Raw genomic sequence first — 18,400 nt, 5'->3', positions numbered from 1 at the left:
CACAAGAGAGTCTGAAATGGCGTTCGTCGAACCCGTCACGCTGAAGGCCCGCGGCATCGCGCTGGTGCCGCTGTCGCCGGCTCATGAAGAAGGCCTGCGCGCCGCAGCCGCCGACGGCGAACTGTGGAAGCTGCGCGTCACCTCAGTGCCCGAGCCGCAGGACACGCGCGCCTACATCGAGACCGCGCTGAAGACCGCCGACCGCTTCGCCTTCGCAGTGACCGACGAGGTCACCGGCACCGTGCTCGGCAGCACCAGCTTCCACGACATCCTGCCGGGCGTGAAGCGCGTGGAGATCGGCTACACGTGGTACGCCGCGCGCTGCCAGCGCACGCACGTCAACACCACCTGCAAGCTGCTGATGCTCACGCATGCCTTCGACGCACTCGGCTGCAACACCGTGGGCTGGCGCACCGACAACTTCAACTTCGCCTCGCAGCGCGCCATCGAGCGCCTGGGCGCGAAGAAAGACGGCGTGATCCGCGGCCACGTGATGCGCCGCGACGGCACCATCCGCGACACCGTCATGTACAGCCTGCGCGCGGGCGAATGGCCCGAAGTGAAGGCCCAGCTGCTGTACCTGCTCGACAAGCCGCGCGGCTGAAACACAAGGAGCGCCCCGATGCTCATCGACTTCTTCTACACCCTGCGCTCGGCCAAGCTGCCGGTGTCGGTCAAGGAATACCTCACGCTGCTCGAGGCCCTGCAGGCCGACGTGGTGGGGCCCAACTCCGACGGTGCCTACGGCATCGACGACTTCTACTACCTCTCGCGCACCGCGCTCGTGAAGGACGAGAAGCACTACGACAAATTCGACCGCGCCTTCGCCGCCTACTTCAAGGGCGTGGAGATGCTGACCGACTTCACGAAGGAAGTGCCGCTCGACTGGCTCAAGAAAACGCTCGAACGCGAGTTCACCGCCGAGGAAAAAGCCAAGATCGAGAAGATGGGCTGGGACGAGCTCATGGAAACGCTCAAGAAGCGCTTCGAGGAGCAGAAGGAGCGCCACGAGGGCGGCAGCAAGTGGATCGGCACCGGCGGCACCTCGCCCTTCGGCAACGGCGGCTACAACCCGCAGGGCATCCGCATCGGCGGCGCGGGCAAGAACAAGAGCGCAGTGAAGGTGTGGGACCAGCGCGCCTACAAGGACTACGACGACACGCAGGAGCTTGGCACGCGCAACATCAAGGTTGCGCTGCGCCGGCTGCGCAAGTTCGCGCGCGAAGGCCACGACGAAGAACTGGACCTCGACGACACCATCCACTCGACCGCGGCCAATGCCGGCTACCTCGACATCAAGATGCGGCCCGAGCGCCACAACAACGTCAAGGTGCTGCTGCTGATGGACGTGGGCGGCACGATGGACGAGCACATCCAGCGCGTGGAAGAGCTGTTCTCGGCCGTGAAGACCGAGTTCAAGCACCTCGAATTCTTCTACTTCCACAACTGCGTGTACGACTTCATGTGGAAGAACAACAAGCGCCGCTTCTCCGAGAAGTTCGCCACCTGGGACATCCTGCGCAAGTACAACAAGGACTACAAGCTCATCTTCGTCGGCGACGCGACCATGAGCCCCTACGAGATATTGCAGCCCGGCGGCAGCGTCGAATACAACAACGAAGAGGCCGGCGCCGAGTGGATCCAGCGCCTGACGCACACCTTTCCGAAGTTCGCGTGGATCAACCCCGAGCCGCAGGGCGTGTGGCAGTACCGCCAGAGCATCGCGGTGATGCAGCAGCTCATGTCGAACCGCATGTACCCCCTGACCCTGCGAGGCCTCGAAGACGCGATGCGCATGCTGTCCAAGTAGGACGAAGCCATCTGTATCCGGACGCTTCGGGAACCGGCGAATCTTGCTGTCAGAATCCGCCCATGGTCAGGGTGGTTTCAGTTTCTTCGCCGGCATGGTGGCCGGCTTTGCTTTTTTCCGGCGTCCTGCTCTTGCAAGGCTGCAGCCTGCTGCCGAAGAAAGAGGCGCCCGAAGACAACAAGCCCGCGGCCGGCCTCGTGCGCAGCGGTGCTGCCGACAGCACTGCCGCCACTGACGACGGCAAGGACGACGACAAGAAAAAAGCCGACAAGCGCGACGCCTTCACCGTCGACGTGCGCGGCCCCGAGGCCGTGCGCGACTACCTCAAGCTGCACCTCGAGATCCAGCGCTACCGCGAGCTCGACGACCTCGGCGCCACCGAAATCTCCCGCCTCATGGTGGCCGCCGAAGCCAATGCACGCGAGCTGCTCGGCACCATGGGCTACTTCTCGCCCACGCTGACGCTCGAACTCAACGAGACACCCGAAAGCACCAAGGCCCCGCGCGAAATCGTCATCACCGTCTCGCCCGGCGAGAGCACCAAGGTGAGCAACGTGCAGATCAGCTACGGCGGCCCGATCGCAAACGACGCAACCGCCGAGGCGCAGCGCGATTCGATCCGCACCAACTGGGCCCTGCGCGCCGGCCAACCCTTCACCCAGCAGGCCTGGGACGATGCCAAGACCACCGCGCTGCGCAGCCTGACGGCCAAGCGCTTTCCCACCGGCAGCATCGAGATCAGCCGCGCCGAAGTGGACGCCGACCGCAGCGAGGCCCGCCTCAGCGTCACCTACCAGTCAGGCCCGGCCTACAAGTTCGGCCCGCTCATGCTGCACGGCATCCAGCGCTACGACCCCGACGGCGCGCGCCGCATCGCCCGCCTGCCCAGCGGCACCGACTACGACCAGCAGAAGCTGCTCGATGCCCAGCAGCGCCTGGCCAGCAGCGGCTACTACGACTCGGTGTTCCTCACGCTCGATACCGAGAGCGGCAACCCGCTGGCCGCGCCGGTGATCGCGCAGCTGCGCGAGGCACCGCTGCAGAAGGTGGTGATGGGCGTGGGCTTCACCACCGACAACGGCCCGCGCCTGTCGATCGACCACATCCACAACCAGATTCCGCTGCTGGGCTGGCGCTCCGTCTCGCGGCTGTCGGTCGACAACGACATCAAGTCGCTCGGCACCGAGTGGAAGGCGATTCCCGACGACCGGGGCTGGCAATGGTTCTCGGGCGCCGAACTGAAGAGCGAGCAATCGGGCAGCTACGTGGTCGACAGCGGACGCCTGCGAGGCGGGCGCAGCAAGTCGGGCGACCACATCGACCGCAGCTACTTCCTGCAGTACGACTATGCGCAGAACCGCGGCATCAACGCACCGCCCTCGGCCTCTGCCGTGACGGCCAACTGGGGCTGGACCGGCCGCTATTTCGACGACAACGCGTCGCCCTCGCGCGGCTTCGGCCTCGCGCTCGAAGTGGCCGCGGGCTACACGCTCACCGGCGAGCAGACGCCCTTCACGCGCACCTACGCGCGCTGGCTCGGCGTACTGCCGCTGGGCTCGGCCGACGACAAGGAAGCACGCGCGCGCCGCAGCCGCCTGCAGCTGCGCGTGGAGGCTGGCGCGGTGTCGGCCAAAGACAGCGCGCAGATCCCGTCCACGCTGATGTTCCTGACCGGCGGCGACACCACCGTGCGCGGCTACAGCTACAAGCAGATCGGCACCGTGCGCGCCGACGGCCAGACCGTTGCGGGCCGCTACCTCGGCGTGGCCAGCGTGGAGTGGCAGCGCCCCTTCGTCTACAACGGCAAGCTCACCGAATGGGAGAGCGTGGTGTTCGCCGATGCTGGCGCCGTGGCCGACAAGCCCGGCGAGCTCAAGCCCAAGGTGGGCGTGGGCGTGGGCGCGCGCTGGCGCAGCCCCGTGGGGCCGGTGCAGGCCGACCTGGCCTACGGCGTGGACTCGAAGAAATTCCGCCTGCACTTCCGCCTCGGCTTCACCTTCTGATTTTTTCGATGCAGACCGACGCAGACCCCAAGCCAACGCCCCTCGCCCCCCGCCGCTCGCGCGCGCGCCGGGCAATGCGCGCCCTGGCCTGGACCGTGGCCGGGCTGCTGCTCGCCGTGGTGCTGCTGGTCGCGGGTGCGTGGTGGTGGCTGGGCTCGAACACCTCGCTCGCATTCGCGATCGCGCAGGCGGCGCAGCGACTGCCGGCCGGGCAGACGCTCGAAAGCCGCGACGTGAGCGGCTCGTTGCGCACCGGCGGCCACATCGGCTGGCTCAAGTACCAGAGCGAAAGCATCGCCGTCGAGGTGAACGAGGCCACCATCGGCTGGCAGCTCGCGCCGCTGCTGCAACGCAAGGTGCAGCTGGGCGAGGTGCATGCCAAGCAGGTGCTCATCGAAAAGCGCGGCCCGCCCAGCGACAAGCCCACCGAGCCGCTCGAACAGCTCGCGCTGCCGATCGAGGTCGAGCTGCCCTTCCGCATCGACGAAGTGCGCTGGGCCGGCCCGCCCGCGCTGCAGGCGCTCAACCTCTCGGGCAGCTACAGCTACAAGGCCGCCGAGCACGTGCTGGAGGTCAAGGGCGTGGACATCGCCGACGGCCACTACAGCACCCGCGTGAAGCTGCAAGGCCCCGCGCCCATGGCGATTGATGCATCGCTCGACGGCCGCGTGAAGGCGCCGCTGGCCGAGGACCACAACATCGACGTGCTGGCCACCGCCACCGTGAAGGGCACGCTCGCCGGCACCGCCGCGCGGCTGCAGGTAGCGGCCGAGTTGAAGCCGGCCGAAGAAAACGCCGATGCGCCGATGGAAGCCAGCCTGCAGGCACAGATCGCGCCCTGGCTGCCCCAGCCGGTGATCGACGCGAAGGCCGACCTGCGCAACGTCGATGCGTCGAGCCTGTGGCCCGGCGCGCCCCAGACGCAGCTCACCGGCACGGTCGAACTGCAGCCCGACGCCGACACCGGCCCCGCCGCATGGAAGGCCTCGGCCGACATCCGCAACGCCGTGCCCGGCCCGTGGGACAAAGAGAAACTGCCGCTCGAACAGGTGCAGGCCAAGGTCGGCTTCGATGGCACGAGCTGGAGCGTTCCCGAGGCCACCGTGCGCGCGGGCGGAGGACGCATCGACGCGGCCGGCAAGTGGAGCCCCGCGCCGTCGCCCTGGCAGGCGCAGGCCACCGTGCGCGGCGTGCGGCCCGGCGCGCTGTACACCGAACTCTCGGGTGCGCCCGTCAGCGGCCAGATCAAGGCCGAACAGAAGGAAAGCACCATCACCTTCGACGCTGCGCTGCGTGCCGAAGGCCGCGGCGCCGGCAGCAAGGCCCTGCCAGGCTTCGCGCTCGACCGCGCGCTGGCCCAGGGCCAATGGAAAGACCAGGTGCTCGACCTGCGCACGCTGCGCATCGAGGCCCAGCGCGCCAGCGTCGATGGCCGGCTGCAGGTGCGCGTGGCCGAGCAGGCGGCAAGCGGCAAGCTCAACCTCGTGCTGCCGGGCGGCAGCGCGCAGGTCAATGGCCGCATTGCGCCGTCTGCGGGTGGCGGCGACATCAAGGTCAGCATCGACGATGCCGACGTCGTACAGCGCTGGGTGCAAAGCCTGCCGGGACTGTCCGGCGTATTCGCGAACGCCAGCGCAAAGGGCTCGGCGAAGCTCGACGCCAGCTGGCAAGGCGGCTGGCAGACCATCCAGCGCCGGCTGCAGAACGCCAACGCACCCGCGCAGCGCGGCGCCGAGCCCAGCCTCAAGGCCGTGCTCGGCGTGCCGCGGCTCGACCTGAGCCTGCCCTCGGCCACGCCCGGCGGCACGACAACCGCAGTGCAACTGCGCGACCTGCGCGCCGATCTCGAAGGCAGCCTCGCACAGGCCTCGCTCACGCTGAAGGGCGAAGCCGCCACCGGCACGCAGAAGTTCAACATCGACACCCGCGCCAGCGGCGGCATCGCCGGCGCCGGCCAATGGCGCGCGGCGCTGGCCAGCCTGAAGCTGCAGGCACAGGACAGCGCCCGCCCCGGCGACCCGTGGGTGCTGGAGCTGAGCCGCGAAGTCACGGCAACCATCCGCACCACCAGCGGCAATGCACCCCGCCTCGACGTCGAAGCGTCCGCCGCCGCGGCCACCTTGCGCGGCCCGGTGCCCGGCACCGTGCGCATCGACTGGCAGCCGCTGCGCTTCAGCCAGAGCGGCGCGGCGCCCAACCGCGTGTTCCGCGTGCAGTCGAAGGGCCAGCTGCAGGGCCTGCCGATGGCCTGGGCCGGCGCGTTCGGCGCCAATACCACGCTGGGCGAATACGGCATCAGCGGCGACTTGATGTTCAACGGCGACTGGGACATCGACGCCGGCGACACGCTGCGCGCCAAGGCCCGCATCGGGCGCCAGAGCGGCGACATCCGCGTGCAGGCCGGCGAGGCCGCGCTCGTCACGCGCATCACCAGCACCGGAACGGGCACTGCGAGCGAACGCACGATGAACTCCTCCTCCGGGAACGGCGACGCGCCCAGCACGCCGGCCGGCCTGCGCCAGGCCGAACTGCGGCTCGATGCCGAAGGCGACGCGGTGCACGCTGTGCTCGCGTGGGACAGCGAACGCGCCGGCAAGATCGACGCCGACATCAACACCCGCGTGCAGCAGCGCGCCGGCGGCTGGCAGTGGGCGCCCGACGCACCGCTGGGCGGCACCATCAAGGCCGCGCTGCCGAACCTCGGCGTGTGGTCGATGCTCGCGCCGCCGGGCTGGCGCATTGCCGGCACGCTCGACGCCGGGGCCACGCTGTCGGGCAACCGCGCCGTGCCGCGCTGGAACGGCACGCTGGGCGCCGACAAGCTCGCGCTGCGCGCACCGGTCGAAGGGCTGGACCTGCGCGATGGCCGCCTGCGCGCCACGCTCAGCGGCGAGCGCATCGAGATCACCGAATTCACGCTCAAGGGCGGCACTGGCAGCTCCACGCGCATCGCCGGCCAGAGCGGCAACCGCAGCACCTCGGCCAGCGAGGCCCGCAGCGACGGCGGCACGCTCTCGGCCAGCGGCGACCTGAGCTGGGGCCCCGCCAGCGGCACGGCCTCGGGCATCCGCATGGCCCTGCAGGGCCAGTTGCGCGCGCTGCGCGTGCTGGTGCGCACCGACCGGCAGGTCACGCTCTCGGGCGATGTGCAGGCCCGGCTCGACAACGGCCAGTTCAACGTGCGCGGCAAGCTCAAGACCGACCGCGCCGTCATCATCCTGCCCGACGAGACCGCGCCCAGCCTGGGCAGCGACGTCGTCGTGCGCTCCGCCGCCAAGGACCGCGAGGCCACCGAGACGGCGCAGCGCGAATCCGCCCAGGCCGACGCGCAGGCCGCCAAGCCGCAGACCGCCAAGCCGCCGGACATCGTCATCAACTTCGACCTTGGCGACGACTTCGCGGTGCAGGGCCGCGGCATCACCACGCGGCTCGAAGGCGACCTGGAGATCCGCAGCACGAGGCTGAATGCCCCGCCGCGCATCACCGGCGAGGTGAAGACCGTGAAAGGCCAGTACCGCGCCTACGGCCAGCAGCTCGACGTGGAAACCGGCGTGGCGCGTTTCAACGGGCCGTTCGACAACCCGGCGCTGGACGTCCTGGCGATCCGCCCGAACCTGTCGCAGCGCGCGGGCGTGCAGATCACCGGCACCGCGCAATCGCCGCGCGTAAAGCTCTATTCGGAGCCCGCGCTGTCCGATGCCGAAACGCTGTCATGGGTGATCCTGGGCCGTGCTTCGGCCACCAGCGGCGGCGAGTCTGCGCTGCTGCAGCAGGCCGCGCTGTCGCTGCTCGGCAAGATCGGCGGCAGTGGCAGCGGCGGCAGCCTGGCCAGCCGTTTCGGGCTGGACGAACTCGGCTTCAAGGGGCCGGGCAGCGGCGGCGACCTGCGCGAGTCGGCGGTCACGCTGGGCAAGCGGCTGTCGAAAGATTTCTACCTCACCTACGAACGCAGCCTGGGCGGCACATTCGGCACGATCTTCATCTTCTACGACCTGACGACGCGGCTCACGCTGCGCGGGCAGGCGGGGCAGACGAGCGGGCTCGACCTGATCTACACCGTGAAGTACGACTGAGCGCGGGTTGTCCCGCAGTAGCCGGACTTCGGCCTTGACCCGCGTCTTGCGCGCGTGATAAGAACCGTCTTCGCCTTCACCGAGGAGCGACGACGATGAAAAAAGATGGAGACAAGGGCGAGGGCCTTCAGAGCTTTGCGCAAGGCCCTCGGATATACGCCCCACCGGGGCTCTCGCGCATCGCGTTCATGCGCGGCACGCTGCGCGGCGTGATCACGCTGATCGCCGTCATCGCGGCGGTGGCTTCCATACCGTACTGGGACGAGATGCAGTTCCCGGTCACCAGCCTCGTGATCTACGTCGCGGGCATGGTGTTCGTCGCGATGCCGCTGTGCCTGTACTACGAGTCGCTGCTCATGGCGCAGCAGGCAGCAGCGTCGCCCGATGGCCGCGAATCGCTGATGCCACGATAGGCATCAGCAGCGGTGTCTTGCCGGCGTCGAAGTCGCGTATCAGCTGGATGCGCATGCTCGGCGCCCAGAACGACTTCAGGTGCCCGGCAATCGCCTGCGTGGCAGCGCCGGCGTCGCTCGGCGATTGCGCCTGGAAGAAGGTGCCGATCTGATTGGCCATCTTGACCAGCTGTGCCGAATGATCGTGCTCCATGGGGCCTTCGAGAAAATGAGTTGTTTGTTGATGAAGCGTCAGCGCACGCGTTGCGGGTCTGCCGTGCGCAGCCGCTGCGGATGGCTGTAGACGCCCAGGTCCTGCTGCCGCACGAAGCCCACCAGCGTGAGGCCCGCGCGCTGCGCCGTGGCCACCGCGAACGAGGTCGGCGCCGACACCGCGGCGAGCAGCGGCGCGCCGGCCATCGCGGCCTTCTGCACCATCTCGAAACTCGCGCGGCTGGTCACTGCGATGAAGCCGGTGGAAGCATCGACATCATTGGCCGCGAGCGCGCCGACCAGCTTGTCGAGCGCGTTGTGGCGGCCCACGTCCTCGCGCAGCCACATCACTTCGCCTTCCGCCGAGCACCAGGCGGCCGCGTGCACGGCACCGGTAGCCTCTTGCAGCGTCTGCTGCGATGGCAGCTGCGACATCGCACGGCCGATAGCCTCGCGGTCGAACTGCGCGGCGCCCTCGCTGCTCAGCACGGGCAGTTCGCGCGACACCTGCGTCAGGCTTTCGGTGCCGCACAGGCCGCAGCCGGTGCGCCCGGCCATCGAGCGGCGGCGCAGCTTGAGGCGCGCAAAGGCCGCGCCCGACACCTGCAGATGCACCGTGACGCCGAGCGCCGACGGCTCGGCTTCCACCGAGTAAAGCTCGTGCGCCGCTTCGAGGATGCCCTCGCTGAGCGAGAAGCCGAGCGCGAAGTCTTCCAGGTCGAGCGGCGTCGCGAGCATCACCGCGTGCGAGATGCCGTTGTATTCGAGCGCCACGGGCACTTCCTCGGCCACCCAGTCCTGCACGTCGAATGGCCGGCCGCCGCGCACTCCGCGCACGGGCAGCAACTGCGCGCCTTCGCAGAACTGAACGGCGTCAGTGACCAGGTTCATGCGGCGAGCATCCTCACTTGGCCGGTACCGTCTCGCCGCTTTGCTGCGCCGATGCGGCGGCAAGCAAGTCCTGTTGCGTCTGGTTGAAGCGACTGTACTCCTGCTGCCAGGCCGAAGGCTGCATCACCGGCATCACCTGCACGGCTGTGACCTTGTATTCGGGGCAGTTGGTGGCCCAGTCGGAGTTGTCGGTGGTGATGACGTTGGCGCCCGACTCGGGAAAGTGGAAGGTGGTGTACACCACGCCCGGCTGCATGCGCTCTGACACCGTGGCGCGCAGCACCGTCTCGCCCGCGCGGCTCTGGATGCCCACCCAGTCGCCGTCGCTCACGCCGCGTTCCTCGGCATCGTGCGGATGGATCTCCAGCCGGTCTTCGCTGTGCCACTGGTTGTTGTCGGTGCGGCGCGTCTGCGCGCCCACGTTGTACTGCGAGAGGATGCGCCCGGTGGTCAGCAGCAGCGGGAACTTGCGCGTGACCTTCTCATCCGTCGCCACGTACTGCGTGACGATGAACTTGCCCTTGCCGCGCACGAAGTGGTCGATGTGCATCGTGGGCGTGCCGTCGGGCGCCTCGTCGTTGCAGGGCCACTGGATGCTGCCGAGCTCGTCGATGCGCTTGTAGCTCACGCCGTGGAAGGTGGGCGTCAGCGCGGCGATCTCGTCCATGATCTCTTCGGGGCTCTTGTAGTCCATCGGATAGCCGAGGGCCTGCGCCAGCTTCACGGTCACTTCCCAGTCGGCATAGCCGGCCTTGGGCGGCATCACCTTGCGAACGCGCGAGATGCGGCGCTCGGCATTGGTGAAGGTGCCGTCCTTCTCGAGGAACGAGGAGCCCGGCAGGAACACGTGCGCGTACTTGGCGGTTTCGTTGAGGAACATGTCCTGCACCACCACGCACTCCATGCCCATCATCGCGGCCGCCACGTGCTGCGTGTTCGGGTCGGACTGCACGATGTCCTCGCCTTCGCAGTACAGGCCCTTGAAGCTGCCGCCGATGGCGGCGTCGAACATGTTGGGAATGCGCAGGCCCGGCTCGGGGTTGATCTGCACGCCCCAGGCGGCTTCGAACGAGGCGCGCGTGGTGCTGTCCGACACATGGCGGTAGCCCGGCAGCTCGTGCGGGAACGAACCCATGTCGCAGGCACCCTGCACGTTGTTCTGGCCGCGCAGCGGGTTGACGCCCACGCCTTCGCGCCCGACGTTGCCGGTGACCATCGCGAGGTTGGCGATGCCCATCACCGTCGTCGAGCCCTGGCTGTGTTCGGTCACGCCCAGGCCGTAGTAGATGGCGCCGTTGCCGGCCGTGGCGAACAGACGCGCAGCGGCGCGCAGCTCGGCCGCCGGCACGCCGGTCGCCTTTTCAGTGGCTTCGGGCGATTGCTCGGGCTGCTCGACGTACGACTTCCACTCCTTGAACGAAACCGTGTCGCAGCGCTCGGCCACGAAGTCGTCGGCCATAAGCCCTTCGGTGACGATGACGTGGGCCAGCGCCGTTACCACGGCCACGTTGGTACCGGGCTTGAGCTGCAGGTGGTGCGAAGCCTTTACATGAGGCGACTTCACGATGTCGATGCGGCGCGGATCGACCACGATCAGCTTCGCGCCCTGGCGCAGCCGCTTCTTCATGCGCGATGCGAACACCGGGTGCCCGTCGGTCGGATTGGCACCGATCACCATGATGACGTCGGCCTTGTCGACCGAGGCAAAGGTCTGCGTACCCGCCGATTCGCCCAGCGTCTGCTTCAGGCCGTAGCCCGTGGGCGAGTGGCACACGCGTGCACAGGTGTCGACGTTGTTGTTGCCGAAGGCGGCACGCACCAGCTTCTGGACCAGGTAGGTTTCCTCGTTGGTGCAGCGCGACGAGGTGATGCCACCGATGGAGTCCTTGCCGTACTTGGCCTGCAGGCGCTTGAACTCACCCGCAGCATAGTTGAGCGCGGTGTCCCAGCTCACTTCCTGCCACGGGTCGGTGATGTTCTTGCGGATCATCGGCTTGAGCATGCGGTCCTGGTGCGTCGCATAGCCCCAGGCGAAGCGGCCCTTGACGCAGGAGTGGCCCTCGTTGGCCTTGCCGTCTTTCCACGGCACCATGCGCACGACCTCATTGCCCTTCATCTCGGCCTTGAAGGCGCAGCCCACGCCGCAGTAGGCGCAGGTGGTGATCACGCTGTGCTCGGGCTGGCCGAGCCAGATCACCGACTTTTCCTGCAGGGTGGCGGTGGGGCAGGCTTCGACGCAGGCACCGCAGCTCACGCACTCCGAATCCATGAAGGCCTCGTCCTGGCCCGGCGACACGCGCGACTCGAAGCCGCGGCCGCTGATGGTCAGCGCGAAGGTGCCCTGCGTTTCCTCGCAGGCGCGCACGCAGCGGTTGCACACGATGCACTTCGACGGGTCGTAGCTGAAGTACGGGTTCGACTCGTCCTTCTCGCTCTTCAGGTGATTGGCGCCGTCGAAGCCGTAACGCACGTTGCGCAGGCCGGTGACGCCCGCCATGTCCTGCAGCTCGCAATTGCCGTTGGCCGAGCAGGTGAGGCAATCCAGCGGATGGTCGGAGATGTAGAGCTCCATCACGCCCTTGCGCAGGTCCTGCAGCTTGGGCGTCTGGGTGCGCACCTTCATGCCGGCTTCTGCAGGCGTGGTGCAAGAGGCCGGAAAGCCCTTGCGGCCTTCGATCTCGACCAGGCACAGCCGGCACGAGCCGAAGGGCTCCAGGCTGTCGGTGGCGCAGAGCTTGGGCACCTGGATGCCCGCATCCACAGCCGCGCGCATCAGCGAAGTGCCCGCGGGCACCGTCACTTCGTTGCCGTCGATCTCCAGCGTCACCTCGCGCGTGGATTCGCGCTTGGGGGTGCCGTAATCGGTTTCCTTGAGATGGTCCAACATGTCTTTCTTACTCCTGCTGCTGCGCCGCAACCGCCTAGGCAGCTTCGCGATCGGGAACCACGAGACCGAAGTCCTGCGGGAAGTGGTCGAGTGCCGAGAGCACCGGGAACGGCGTCATGCCGCCCATGGCGCACAGCGAGCCGTGGACCATCGTGTTGCACAGGTCGCGCAGCAAGATCACCTGCTGCGGACGGTTCTGGTTGTTGCGGATCTTGTCGATGACCTCGACGCCGCGCGTCGATCCGATGCGGCATGGCGTGCACTTGCCGCACGACTCGAGTGCGCAGAACTCCATGGCATAGCGCGCGAGCTTCGACAGGTCGGCCGTGTCGTCGTGCACCACGATGCCGCCATGGCCCACCGTGCCGCCGACGGCCGCGTAGGCCTCGTAGTCGAGTGGCAGGTCCCATTGCGATTCGGGCAGGTAGGCGCCCAGCGGCCCGCCGACCTGCACCGCCTTGATCGGCCGGCCCGAGGCGGAGCCGCCGCCGTAGTCGTACAGCAACTCGCGCAGCGTGACGCCGAAGGCCTTCTCCACCAGGCCGCCGTACTTGATGTTGCCGGCCAGCTGCATCGGCAGCGTGCCGCGCGAACGGCCCACGCCGTAGTCGCGATAGAAGGCCGCGCCGCGCGCCAGGATCAGCGGCACGCTGGCCAGCGTGATGACGTTGTTGATCAGCGTGGGCTGCCCGAACAGGCCCTCGATGGCCGGCAGCGGCGGCTTGGCGCGCACGATGCCGCGCTTGCCTTCGAGGCTTTCGAGCAGCGCCGTTTCCTCGCCGCACACATACGAGCCCGCGCCCTTGCGCACGGCGAGCGAGAAGCGCTTGCCTGAACGCAGGATGTTGTCGCCGAGAAAGCCCGCTGCCTCGGCAATGCGGATGGCCTCGTTCAGCGTCGCTATCGCGTGCGGGTATTCAGAGCGCACGTAGATGTAGCCCTGCGTCGCGCCGGTGGCGAGGCCGGCGATGGTCATGCCCTCGATCAGCATGAAGGGGTCGCCCTCCATCGTCATGCGGTCGGAGTAGGTGCCCGAGTCGCCCTCGTCGGCATTGCAGACGATGTACTTCTGCGCCGCAGCCGTGCCCAGCACCGTCTTCCACTTGATGCCGGCCGGGAAGGCCGCGCCGCCGCGACCGCGCAGGCCCGAGTCGAGCACCTGCTGCACGATTTCCTCGGGTGCGAGGGCCAGCGCGCGGCGCAGGCCAGCGAAGCCTTCGTAGGCCTGGTAGTCGGTCAGCGACACCGGGTCGGTAATGCCCATGCGCGCGAAGGTCAGGCGCTCCTGCTTCTTCAGGTAGGGAATGTCTTCGGTCAGGCCTAGAGCCAGCGGGTGCTTGCCGCCGGTGAGGAAGCCGGCATCGAACAGGCCGGCCACGTCGTCGGGCGTCACAGGTCCGTAGGCGATGCGGCCGCTCGGTGTGTTCACCTCGACCAGCGGTTCGAGCCAGAACATGCCGCGCGAACCGTTGCGCACGAGTTCGAGCATGAGGCCGCGCGCCGCAGCTTCCTTCGCGATGCATCGGGCCACGCGGTCGGCCCCTGCTGCAAGCGCTGCCGAGTCGCGCGGCACGTAGACGGTGATAGTGCTCATGCTCGGCCTCCGCTGGTCTGCGCGACCAATGCATCGAAGTTCTTGGCCGTCATGCGCGCATGCGGCTGGTCGTCGAGCGTCATCGCGGGCGACGAGGCGCACAGGCCGAGGCAGAACGCGGGCTCCAGCGTGAAGGCGCCATCTTTCGAGGTGCCGTGCGCATTGCAACCCAGGCGCAGTTCGGCGTGGGCGAGCAAGGCGTCGGCGCCCATCGCCTGGCAGGCCTCGGCGCGGCAGATCTGGATCACGTGCCGGCCAGCCGGCTCGGCACGGAAGTGGTGGTAGTAGGTGACGACACCATGGACCTCCGCACGCGAGAGGTTCAGCGCGTCGGCAATCACCGGCACCGTGTGCGCGGGGATGTAGCCCAGCGCGTCCTGCACGTCGTGCAGGATCGACAGCAGCGCGCCTGGTTCGTCCGCATGCTGCAGCAGGCTGCGATGCACGGCGGCGAGTTCGTCTTCCTTGTCGGTGGGGCCGGAGGCCGGATGCGGTACCTCGTGCCCCTGCTGCGCTTGTTGTAGTTTCATGATCCCGTCCGATCTGGTCCGTTTCCGGCGCCGCTGCTGCATTGCTGTCTGCTTGCAAGCGGAGCTGTTTTCATCGTGGTTCTGTCGCGGGACCAACGTCATGAAATTCGACGTGAATCCCGCGGCCATCCGCTTGAGGATCAATGTCGATGAATCGGGCGCCGGGGGCCTTGACGCAAGTCAATTTCCGCCGAAACAAGCACGGTGCCAATGCGCACAAACCCTGCGGGCGGGCAGGGTTTCGGGAGGGTGCGGAAAGGCCCTAGCGGGCGAAGGGACCGGCGTTATCGCGCGCCCTGAGCAGAAGCGCCTCGGCCTCGGCGTCGTCGACCTCGCCCGTGACCTTCGCGGGCCTGCCCGCGATGCGCGAGCGGTCGGGAAAGACCTTGCCCTCGGTCAGCAGCGAGCCGGACTCGACGATGCACGCACGGCCGACCACCGAGCCGTTGAGCGCGATGGTGTGCTCGCCGACCACGGCACCGTCGCCGACGGTGCAGCCATGGAGCATCACGTGCGGCTCCACCGTCACGTCGTCGCCGATGGTCAGTGGATAGCCCGGGTCGGCATGCAGCATCACGCCGGCCTGCACGTGGCTGCCGCGGCCGATGGTGATGGGCTCGTTGTCGCCGCGCAGCACCGCATTCGCGCCGACGCGGCTGCCGGCTGCGAGCACGACCTGTCCGATCACGCTGGCGCTCTCGGCCACGCGGGCGCTGGCGTCGATGACCGGTTCATGCGCGTCAAGTCGGTAGATGGTCACTGCGGGCTCCTGTGCATCGGCGAAAAGCCCTGCCATCTTCATGGCAGGGCTGCGTGGGCGGAAGAAAGCCGGATGGTACCGGCTGACGGAAAGCCGATGGTGGTCTATTTATTCGACGACGCGGCTCGCCTCGATGTGCTTGCGGCGCATCGGCCGCAACACGAACCACGCCATCAGCGCCGCGAGCGCATTGACCGCGCTGGCCACGATGAAGACCGCCTGCCAGCTGCCGGTGGCAGCCGCGAGCACGCTCGACAGCGGCACCAGCAGCGAGGCCGTGCCCTTCGCGGTGTAGAGCATGCCTGCGTTCGACGCCGCGTACTTCGATCCGAAGGTGTCGGCGCAGGTCGACGGGAACAGGCTGTAGATCTCGCCCCAGGCGAAGAACACGATGCCGGTCAGGATCACGAAGAGGATCGGGTTCTGGCCGTAGTGATAGAGCATCAGGATGCCGACCGACTCCATCGCAAAGGCGATGAACATGGTCTGCTCGCGACCGATCTTGTCGGACACCCAGCCGAAGAAGGGCCGCGTGAGGCCGTTGAGCACGCGGTCGATGGCGAGCGCGAAGGTCAGCGCGGGCAGCACCAGGCCCATGATGTTGACCGGCACGTCCATGATCTTGAAGTCCTTGGCGATGGGCGCAAGCTGCGCCGTGGCCATCAGGCCGCCGGCGGCCACCATCACGAACATCGCGTACATCACCCAGAAGACGGGCGAGCGCAGCACCTCGGACGGCGCGTAGTCGCGGCCAGCCTGCTGCACGTTGCGGCTGTTCGATGCCTTGGAGTGGCTTGGCGCGCGGGTCAGCATCCATGCGAGCAGGAACACAATGAGTCCCTGCCCGATCCCAAAATACAGAAACGCAGATTCATAGCCGCTCGACTTGATCATCGCGGAGATCGGAATGATCGTGAGGGCCGAGCCAGCACCGAAGCCCGCTGCGGTCATGCCCGCTGCAAGCCCCCGGCGATCGGGGAACCACTTGAGCGCATTGCCCACGCAGGTGCCGTAGACAGCACCGGCGCCAATGCCGCCAACGGCCGCCGCGATGTACAGCAGCGGCAGCGAGTCGGCCACCGAGTTGAGCACCCAGCCCAGGCCGCACAGCACGCCGCCCACCAGCACCACGGGACGCGGGCCGAAGCGGTCGACCAGGTAGCCTTCGATGGGCACGAGCCATGTCTCGGTGAGCACGAAGATGGTGAACGCGACCTGGATCGCGGCGCGGCTCCAGCCGTGCTTGTCTGCGATCGGATTGACGAAGAGCGTCCATCCGTACTGCAGGTTGGCGATCATCGCCATGCAGACGATGCCGATCAGCAACTGCCCCCATCGGTAAGCCTCGGATCGCGTCGCGGTCGCGCCATAGGTTTCGGACGGGGGATACATCGCGGGGTTGGAACCCGCGGTTGTGGAGGTGGGCCGAGTCATGGAGTTGTCCTTGGTGTTTTCGTTTAAATCCGACAGGCTGCGAATACAGAGCAATCAGTCGAGCGATCGGTGCGCATCGAAAGGCGACGAGGTTTCCTTGGCATCGCTACACGGCATTGGGATCACCAGTTTTCTGCGCGTGAATGACTGTCGGACTGAGCGACTCAAAAACTCTTGACCTCAGTCAAGTTCACACGAATCGCGCCCTCGTGGGACCCCCGTGATATCCCTAGCACGAGGCCTCGTTGCACGCGCGCTTTGTGTGTGTCGATGCCGTTCGAAACACACCGCGATGCATGCGTGCATCGCGCTGCATGCGATGTGCATCGCGCGATGCGACGGCATTGCAGCGACATTGCGGCAGCATGGTGCGATGAAGAAAAAATCGCGGAAGTCTTCGCGCGAACTTTCGATGGCGAGTGCGATGGCCTTCATGAATTTGCGATGCGCGTTGCGCGCTCGCTCATGTGCTCCGGAAGCGCTCCTGCAGACGGGTTCCAGGCCTACGCAAGAACCTGTCTGCCTCCGAAAAAATTGACCTAGGTCAAGAAACGCGAAAATGGCGTTTGCTCTCGTCTAGGGTAAACCCTAAAATTCAGGGTAATCCCTTCGGTCTTTTAGATTCAATCCTTTGGAGCCCTCAATGAGCCACACCACACTGAATTCCAGCAGCCTCCGTACCCCGGCCTCGTCGTCCACCGCCAACGACGCAATGCGCGAACTGTTCGCCGCAATGCCCATCGTGATCTTCTACAAGGCCGCACGTGCCGCGCTGATGCAACGCCGCAGGGCGGCCGTGCAGCGTTGAGCCGCCGCACCGGACCTCTCCCCCACAAAGAGCGCGCGCGAGTTACTCGCCGCGCTCTTTTTCTTTGTGGTTCCCGAACGGCACGATCTGCGAGATCAGCGACGGCCCGTCGCTCAGCAGAAAGTCCTTGAAGGCCTGCGCCACCGGCGGCAGGCGCTTGCTTCGGCGGTGCACCACGTACCAGTTGAGCATCAGCGGAAAGCCTTCGACGTCGAGCACGCAGAGACTGCCCGCGCGCATCTCCTGGCTCACCGTGTGGGCCGACACGAAGCTCACGCCCATGCCCGCGATCACCGCCTGCTTGATGGTCTCGGTGCTGCGGATCTCCATCGCGATGTTGATGCCGCTCAGATCGCCGCCAAAGCCGTCTTCCATCGAATGCCAGGTGTCCGATGCTTTCTCGCGCACCACGAAGGGCTCGCGCATCAGCCGTGCCATCGGGACCTTCTTCACACCCACCAGCGGATGGCTCGGTGCCGCGACGATCACGTAAGGGTGCGGCGCGAAGGGCTGGTTGACGGTGTCCAGGTCGGTCGGCGGCCGCACCATGATCGCGAGGTCCGTGAGGTTCTCTGCGATGTGGGTCAGCAGCCCCGCCCGGTTGTGCACCGTGAAGTTCAACGTCACGCCCTGGTGCCGGCTCGCGAACTCCACCAGCAGGCGCGGAAAGAAGTAGTCGCCCGCGCTGATCACACCCACGTTGAGCTTGCCGCCCGAGACGCCCTTGAACTGCATCATCGCGTTCTCGGCCGCTTCGAACTGCTGGATGATCGCGCGGCTGATCTGCAGCAGCTCGGTGCCCGCAGGCGTGAGATAGATCTTCTTGCCGAACTGCTCGAACAACGCATTGCCCGCGTGCTCCTCGAGCTTGCGCACCTGCGTGGAGACGGCGGGCTGCGTGAGGTGAAGCTCCTCGGCCGCGCGCGAAAAACTCAGCAGCCGCGCCACTGCCTCGAAGACTTTCAACTGGCGCAGGGTCGCATGCTTCATCGGGAAAGAGGATGG

Annotated in this window: 14 protein-coding genes; 6 read left to right on the top strand and 8 right to left on the bottom strand. The window is 67.2% G+C overall.

Annotation, left to right across the window (positions count from 1 at the left end):
- Nucleotides 1-16 precede the first annotated feature (16 nt).
- From BLW48_RS21845 to BLW48_RS21825, 5 genes are all read left to right on the top strand, one after another.
- Nucleotides 17-604 carry a GNAT family N-acetyltransferase gene (locus tag BLW48_RS21845; RefSeq protein WP_093177441.1) on the top strand — a complete coding sequence of 196 codons (588 nt, stop codon included), beginning with the start codon at nucleotides 17-19 and terminating at the stop codon, nucleotides 602-604.
- Nucleotides 605-622: 18 nt separating this feature from the next.
- On the top strand, nucleotides 623-1,810 hold the full coding sequence (locus tag BLW48_RS21840) for a vWA domain-containing protein (RefSeq protein WP_093057530.1): 1,188 nt from the start codon (nucleotides 623-625) through the stop codon (nucleotides 1,808-1,810).
- Between the two features lie 62 nt (nucleotides 1,811-1,872).
- Nucleotides 1,873-3,813 (top strand): autotransporter assembly complex protein TamA, encoded by a 1,941-nt coding sequence (locus BLW48_RS21835; RefSeq protein ID WP_093177439.1) that lies wholly within the window; start codon nucleotides 1,873-1,875, stop codon nucleotides 3,811-3,813.
- Between the two features lie 8 nt (nucleotides 3,814-3,821).
- A complete protein-coding gene (locus tag BLW48_RS21830) occupies nucleotides 3,822-7,886 on the top strand; it encodes a translocation/assembly module TamB domain-containing protein (protein ID WP_093177438.1) in 4,065 nt (1,354 codons plus the stop codon).
- A 95-nt stretch (nucleotides 7,887-7,981) separates the two neighbouring features.
- Nucleotides 7,982-8,299, top strand: a complete 318-nt coding sequence (locus tag BLW48_RS21825) for a hypothetical protein (protein WP_093079742.1) — start codon at nucleotides 7,982-7,984, stop codon at nucleotides 8,297-8,299.
- Here BLW48_RS21825 and BLW48_RS21820 read toward each other — a convergent pair.
- The 7 genes from BLW48_RS21820 to oxlT all read right to left on the bottom strand — a co-directional run bounded on the left by BLW48_RS21820 (nucleotide 8,241) and on the right by oxlT (nucleotide 16,545).
- Nucleotides 8,241-8,492 carry a formate dehydrogenase subunit delta gene (locus tag BLW48_RS21820; RefSeq protein WP_093057526.1) on the bottom strand — a complete coding sequence of 84 codons (252 nt, stop codon included), beginning with the start codon at nucleotides 8,490-8,492 and terminating at the stop codon, nucleotides 8,241-8,243. The genes BLW48_RS21825 and BLW48_RS21820 overlap by 59 nt on opposite strands.
- Before the next feature lie 38 nt (nucleotides 8,493-8,530).
- On the bottom strand, nucleotides 8,531-9,382 hold the full coding sequence (fdhD, locus tag BLW48_RS21815; RefSeq protein WP_093177436.1) for a formate dehydrogenase accessory sulfurtransferase FdhD: 852 nt from the start codon (nucleotides 9,380-9,382) through the stop codon (nucleotides 8,531-8,533).
- A 13-nt stretch (nucleotides 9,383-9,395) separates the two neighbouring features.
- Complete coding sequence (fdhF, locus tag BLW48_RS21810; RefSeq protein WP_093177435.1) at nucleotides 9,396-12,269, bottom strand: formate dehydrogenase subunit alpha; 2,874 nt, start codon at nucleotides 12,267-12,269, stop codon at nucleotides 9,396-9,398.
- Nucleotides 12,270-12,303: 34 nt separating this feature from the next.
- Nucleotides 12,304-13,863, bottom strand: a complete 1,560-nt coding sequence (locus BLW48_RS21805; protein WP_093177433.1) for a formate dehydrogenase beta subunit — start codon at nucleotides 13,861-13,863, stop codon at nucleotides 12,304-12,306.
- Nucleotides 13,860-14,393: a formate dehydrogenase subunit gamma gene (locus BLW48_RS21800; RefSeq protein ID WP_093177431.1), complete on the bottom strand. Its 534-nt coding sequence runs from the start codon at nucleotides 14,391-14,393 to the stop codon at nucleotides 13,860-13,862. Before BLW48_RS21800 ends, BLW48_RS21805 begins: the two co-directional genes overlap by 4 nt.
- A 262-nt stretch (nucleotides 14,394-14,655) precedes the next feature.
- Nucleotides 14,656-15,195, bottom strand: coding sequence for a gamma carbonic anhydrase family protein (locus BLW48_RS21795; RefSeq protein WP_256330859.1), 540 nt, complete (start codon nucleotides 15,193-15,195; stop codon nucleotides 14,656-14,658).
- A gap of 66 nt (nucleotides 15,196-15,261) precedes the next feature.
- Nucleotides 15,262-16,545, bottom strand: coding sequence for an oxalate/formate MFS antiporter (oxlT, locus tag BLW48_RS21790; protein WP_371127396.1), 1,284 nt, complete (start codon nucleotides 16,543-16,545; stop codon nucleotides 15,262-15,264).
- Nucleotides 16,546-17,230: 685 nt separating this feature from the next.
- Between oxlT and BLW48_RS35445 the strand changes: the two genes are divergently transcribed.
- Nucleotides 17,231-17,395, top strand: coding sequence for a hypothetical protein (locus tag BLW48_RS35445; RefSeq protein WP_176928890.1), 165 nt, complete (start codon nucleotides 17,231-17,233; stop codon nucleotides 17,393-17,395).
- 42 nt (nucleotides 17,396-17,437) lie between these two features.
- On the opposite strand, the gene BLW48_RS21785 is transcribed toward BLW48_RS35445, so the two are convergent.
- Nucleotides 17,438-18,385 (bottom strand): LysR family transcriptional regulator, encoded by a 948-nt coding sequence (locus BLW48_RS21785; RefSeq protein ID WP_093177430.1) that lies wholly within the window; start codon nucleotides 18,383-18,385, stop codon nucleotides 17,438-17,440.
- Nucleotides 18,386-18,400 lie beyond the last annotated feature (15 nt).

Origin of the sequence: Variovorax sp. YR266, assembly GCF_900107295.1 — a bacterium.
GTDB lineage: Bacteria > Pseudomonadota > Gammaproteobacteria > Burkholderiales > Burkholderiaceae_C > Variovorax.
The sequence above is the reverse complement of the archived record's forward strand: the minus strand, read 5'-3'. Positions and strand labels throughout refer to the sequence as shown.

What these genes read in the sequence shown, in the direction of transcription:
- BLW48_RS21845 (WP_093177441.1), top strand. Translation starts at nt 17, where the DNA reads ATGGCGTTCGTCGAACCCGTCACGCTGAAGGCCCGCGGCATCGCGCTG.
- BLW48_RS21840 (WP_093057530.1), top strand. Translation starts at nt 623, where the DNA reads ATGCTCATCGACTTCTTCTACACCCTGCGCTCGGCCAAGCTGCCGGTG.
- BLW48_RS21835 (WP_093177439.1), top strand. Translation starts at nt 1,873, where the DNA reads ATGGTCAGGGTGGTTTCAGTTTCTTCGCCGGCATGGTGGCCGGCTTTG.
- BLW48_RS21830 (WP_093177438.1), top strand. Translation starts at nt 3,822, where the DNA reads ATGCAGACCGACGCAGACCCCAAGCCAACGCCCCTCGCCCCCCGCCGC.
- BLW48_RS21825 (WP_093079742.1), top strand. Translation starts at nt 7,982, where the DNA reads ATGAAAAAAGATGGAGACAAGGGCGAGGGCCTTCAGAGCTTTGCGCAA.
- BLW48_RS21820 (WP_093057526.1), bottom strand. Translation starts at nt 8,492, where the DNA reads ATGGAGCACGATCATTCGGCACAGCTGGTCAAGATGGCCAATCAGATC.
- fdhD (WP_093177436.1), bottom strand. Translation starts at nt 9,382, where the DNA reads ATGAACCTGGTCACTGACGCCGTTCAGTTCTGCGAAGGCGCGCAGTTG.
- fdhF (WP_093177435.1), bottom strand. Translation starts at nt 12,269, where the DNA reads ATGTTGGACCATCTCAAGGAAACCGATTACGGCACCCCCAAGCGCGAA.
- BLW48_RS21805 (WP_093177433.1), bottom strand. Translation starts at nt 13,863, where the DNA reads ATGAGCACTATCACCGTCTACGTGCCGCGCGACTCGGCAGCGCTTGCA.
- BLW48_RS21800 (WP_093177431.1), bottom strand. Translation starts at nt 14,393, where the DNA reads ATGAAACTACAACAAGCGCAGCAGGGGCACGAGGTACCGCATCCGGCC.
- BLW48_RS21795 (WP_256330859.1), bottom strand. Translation starts at nt 15,195, where the DNA reads ATGAAGATGGCAGGGCTTTTCGCCGATGCACAGGAGCCCGCAGTGACC.
- oxlT (WP_371127396.1), bottom strand. Translation starts at nt 16,545, where the DNA reads ATGTATCCCCCGTCCGAAACCTATGGCGCGACCGCGACGCGATCCGAG.
- BLW48_RS35445 (WP_176928890.1), top strand. Translation starts at nt 17,231, where the DNA reads ATGAGCCACACCACACTGAATTCCAGCAGCCTCCGTACCCCGGCCTCG.
- BLW48_RS21785 (WP_093177430.1), bottom strand. Translation starts at nt 18,385, where the DNA reads ATGAAGCATGCGACCCTGCGCCAGTTGAAAGTCTTCGAGGCAGTGGCG.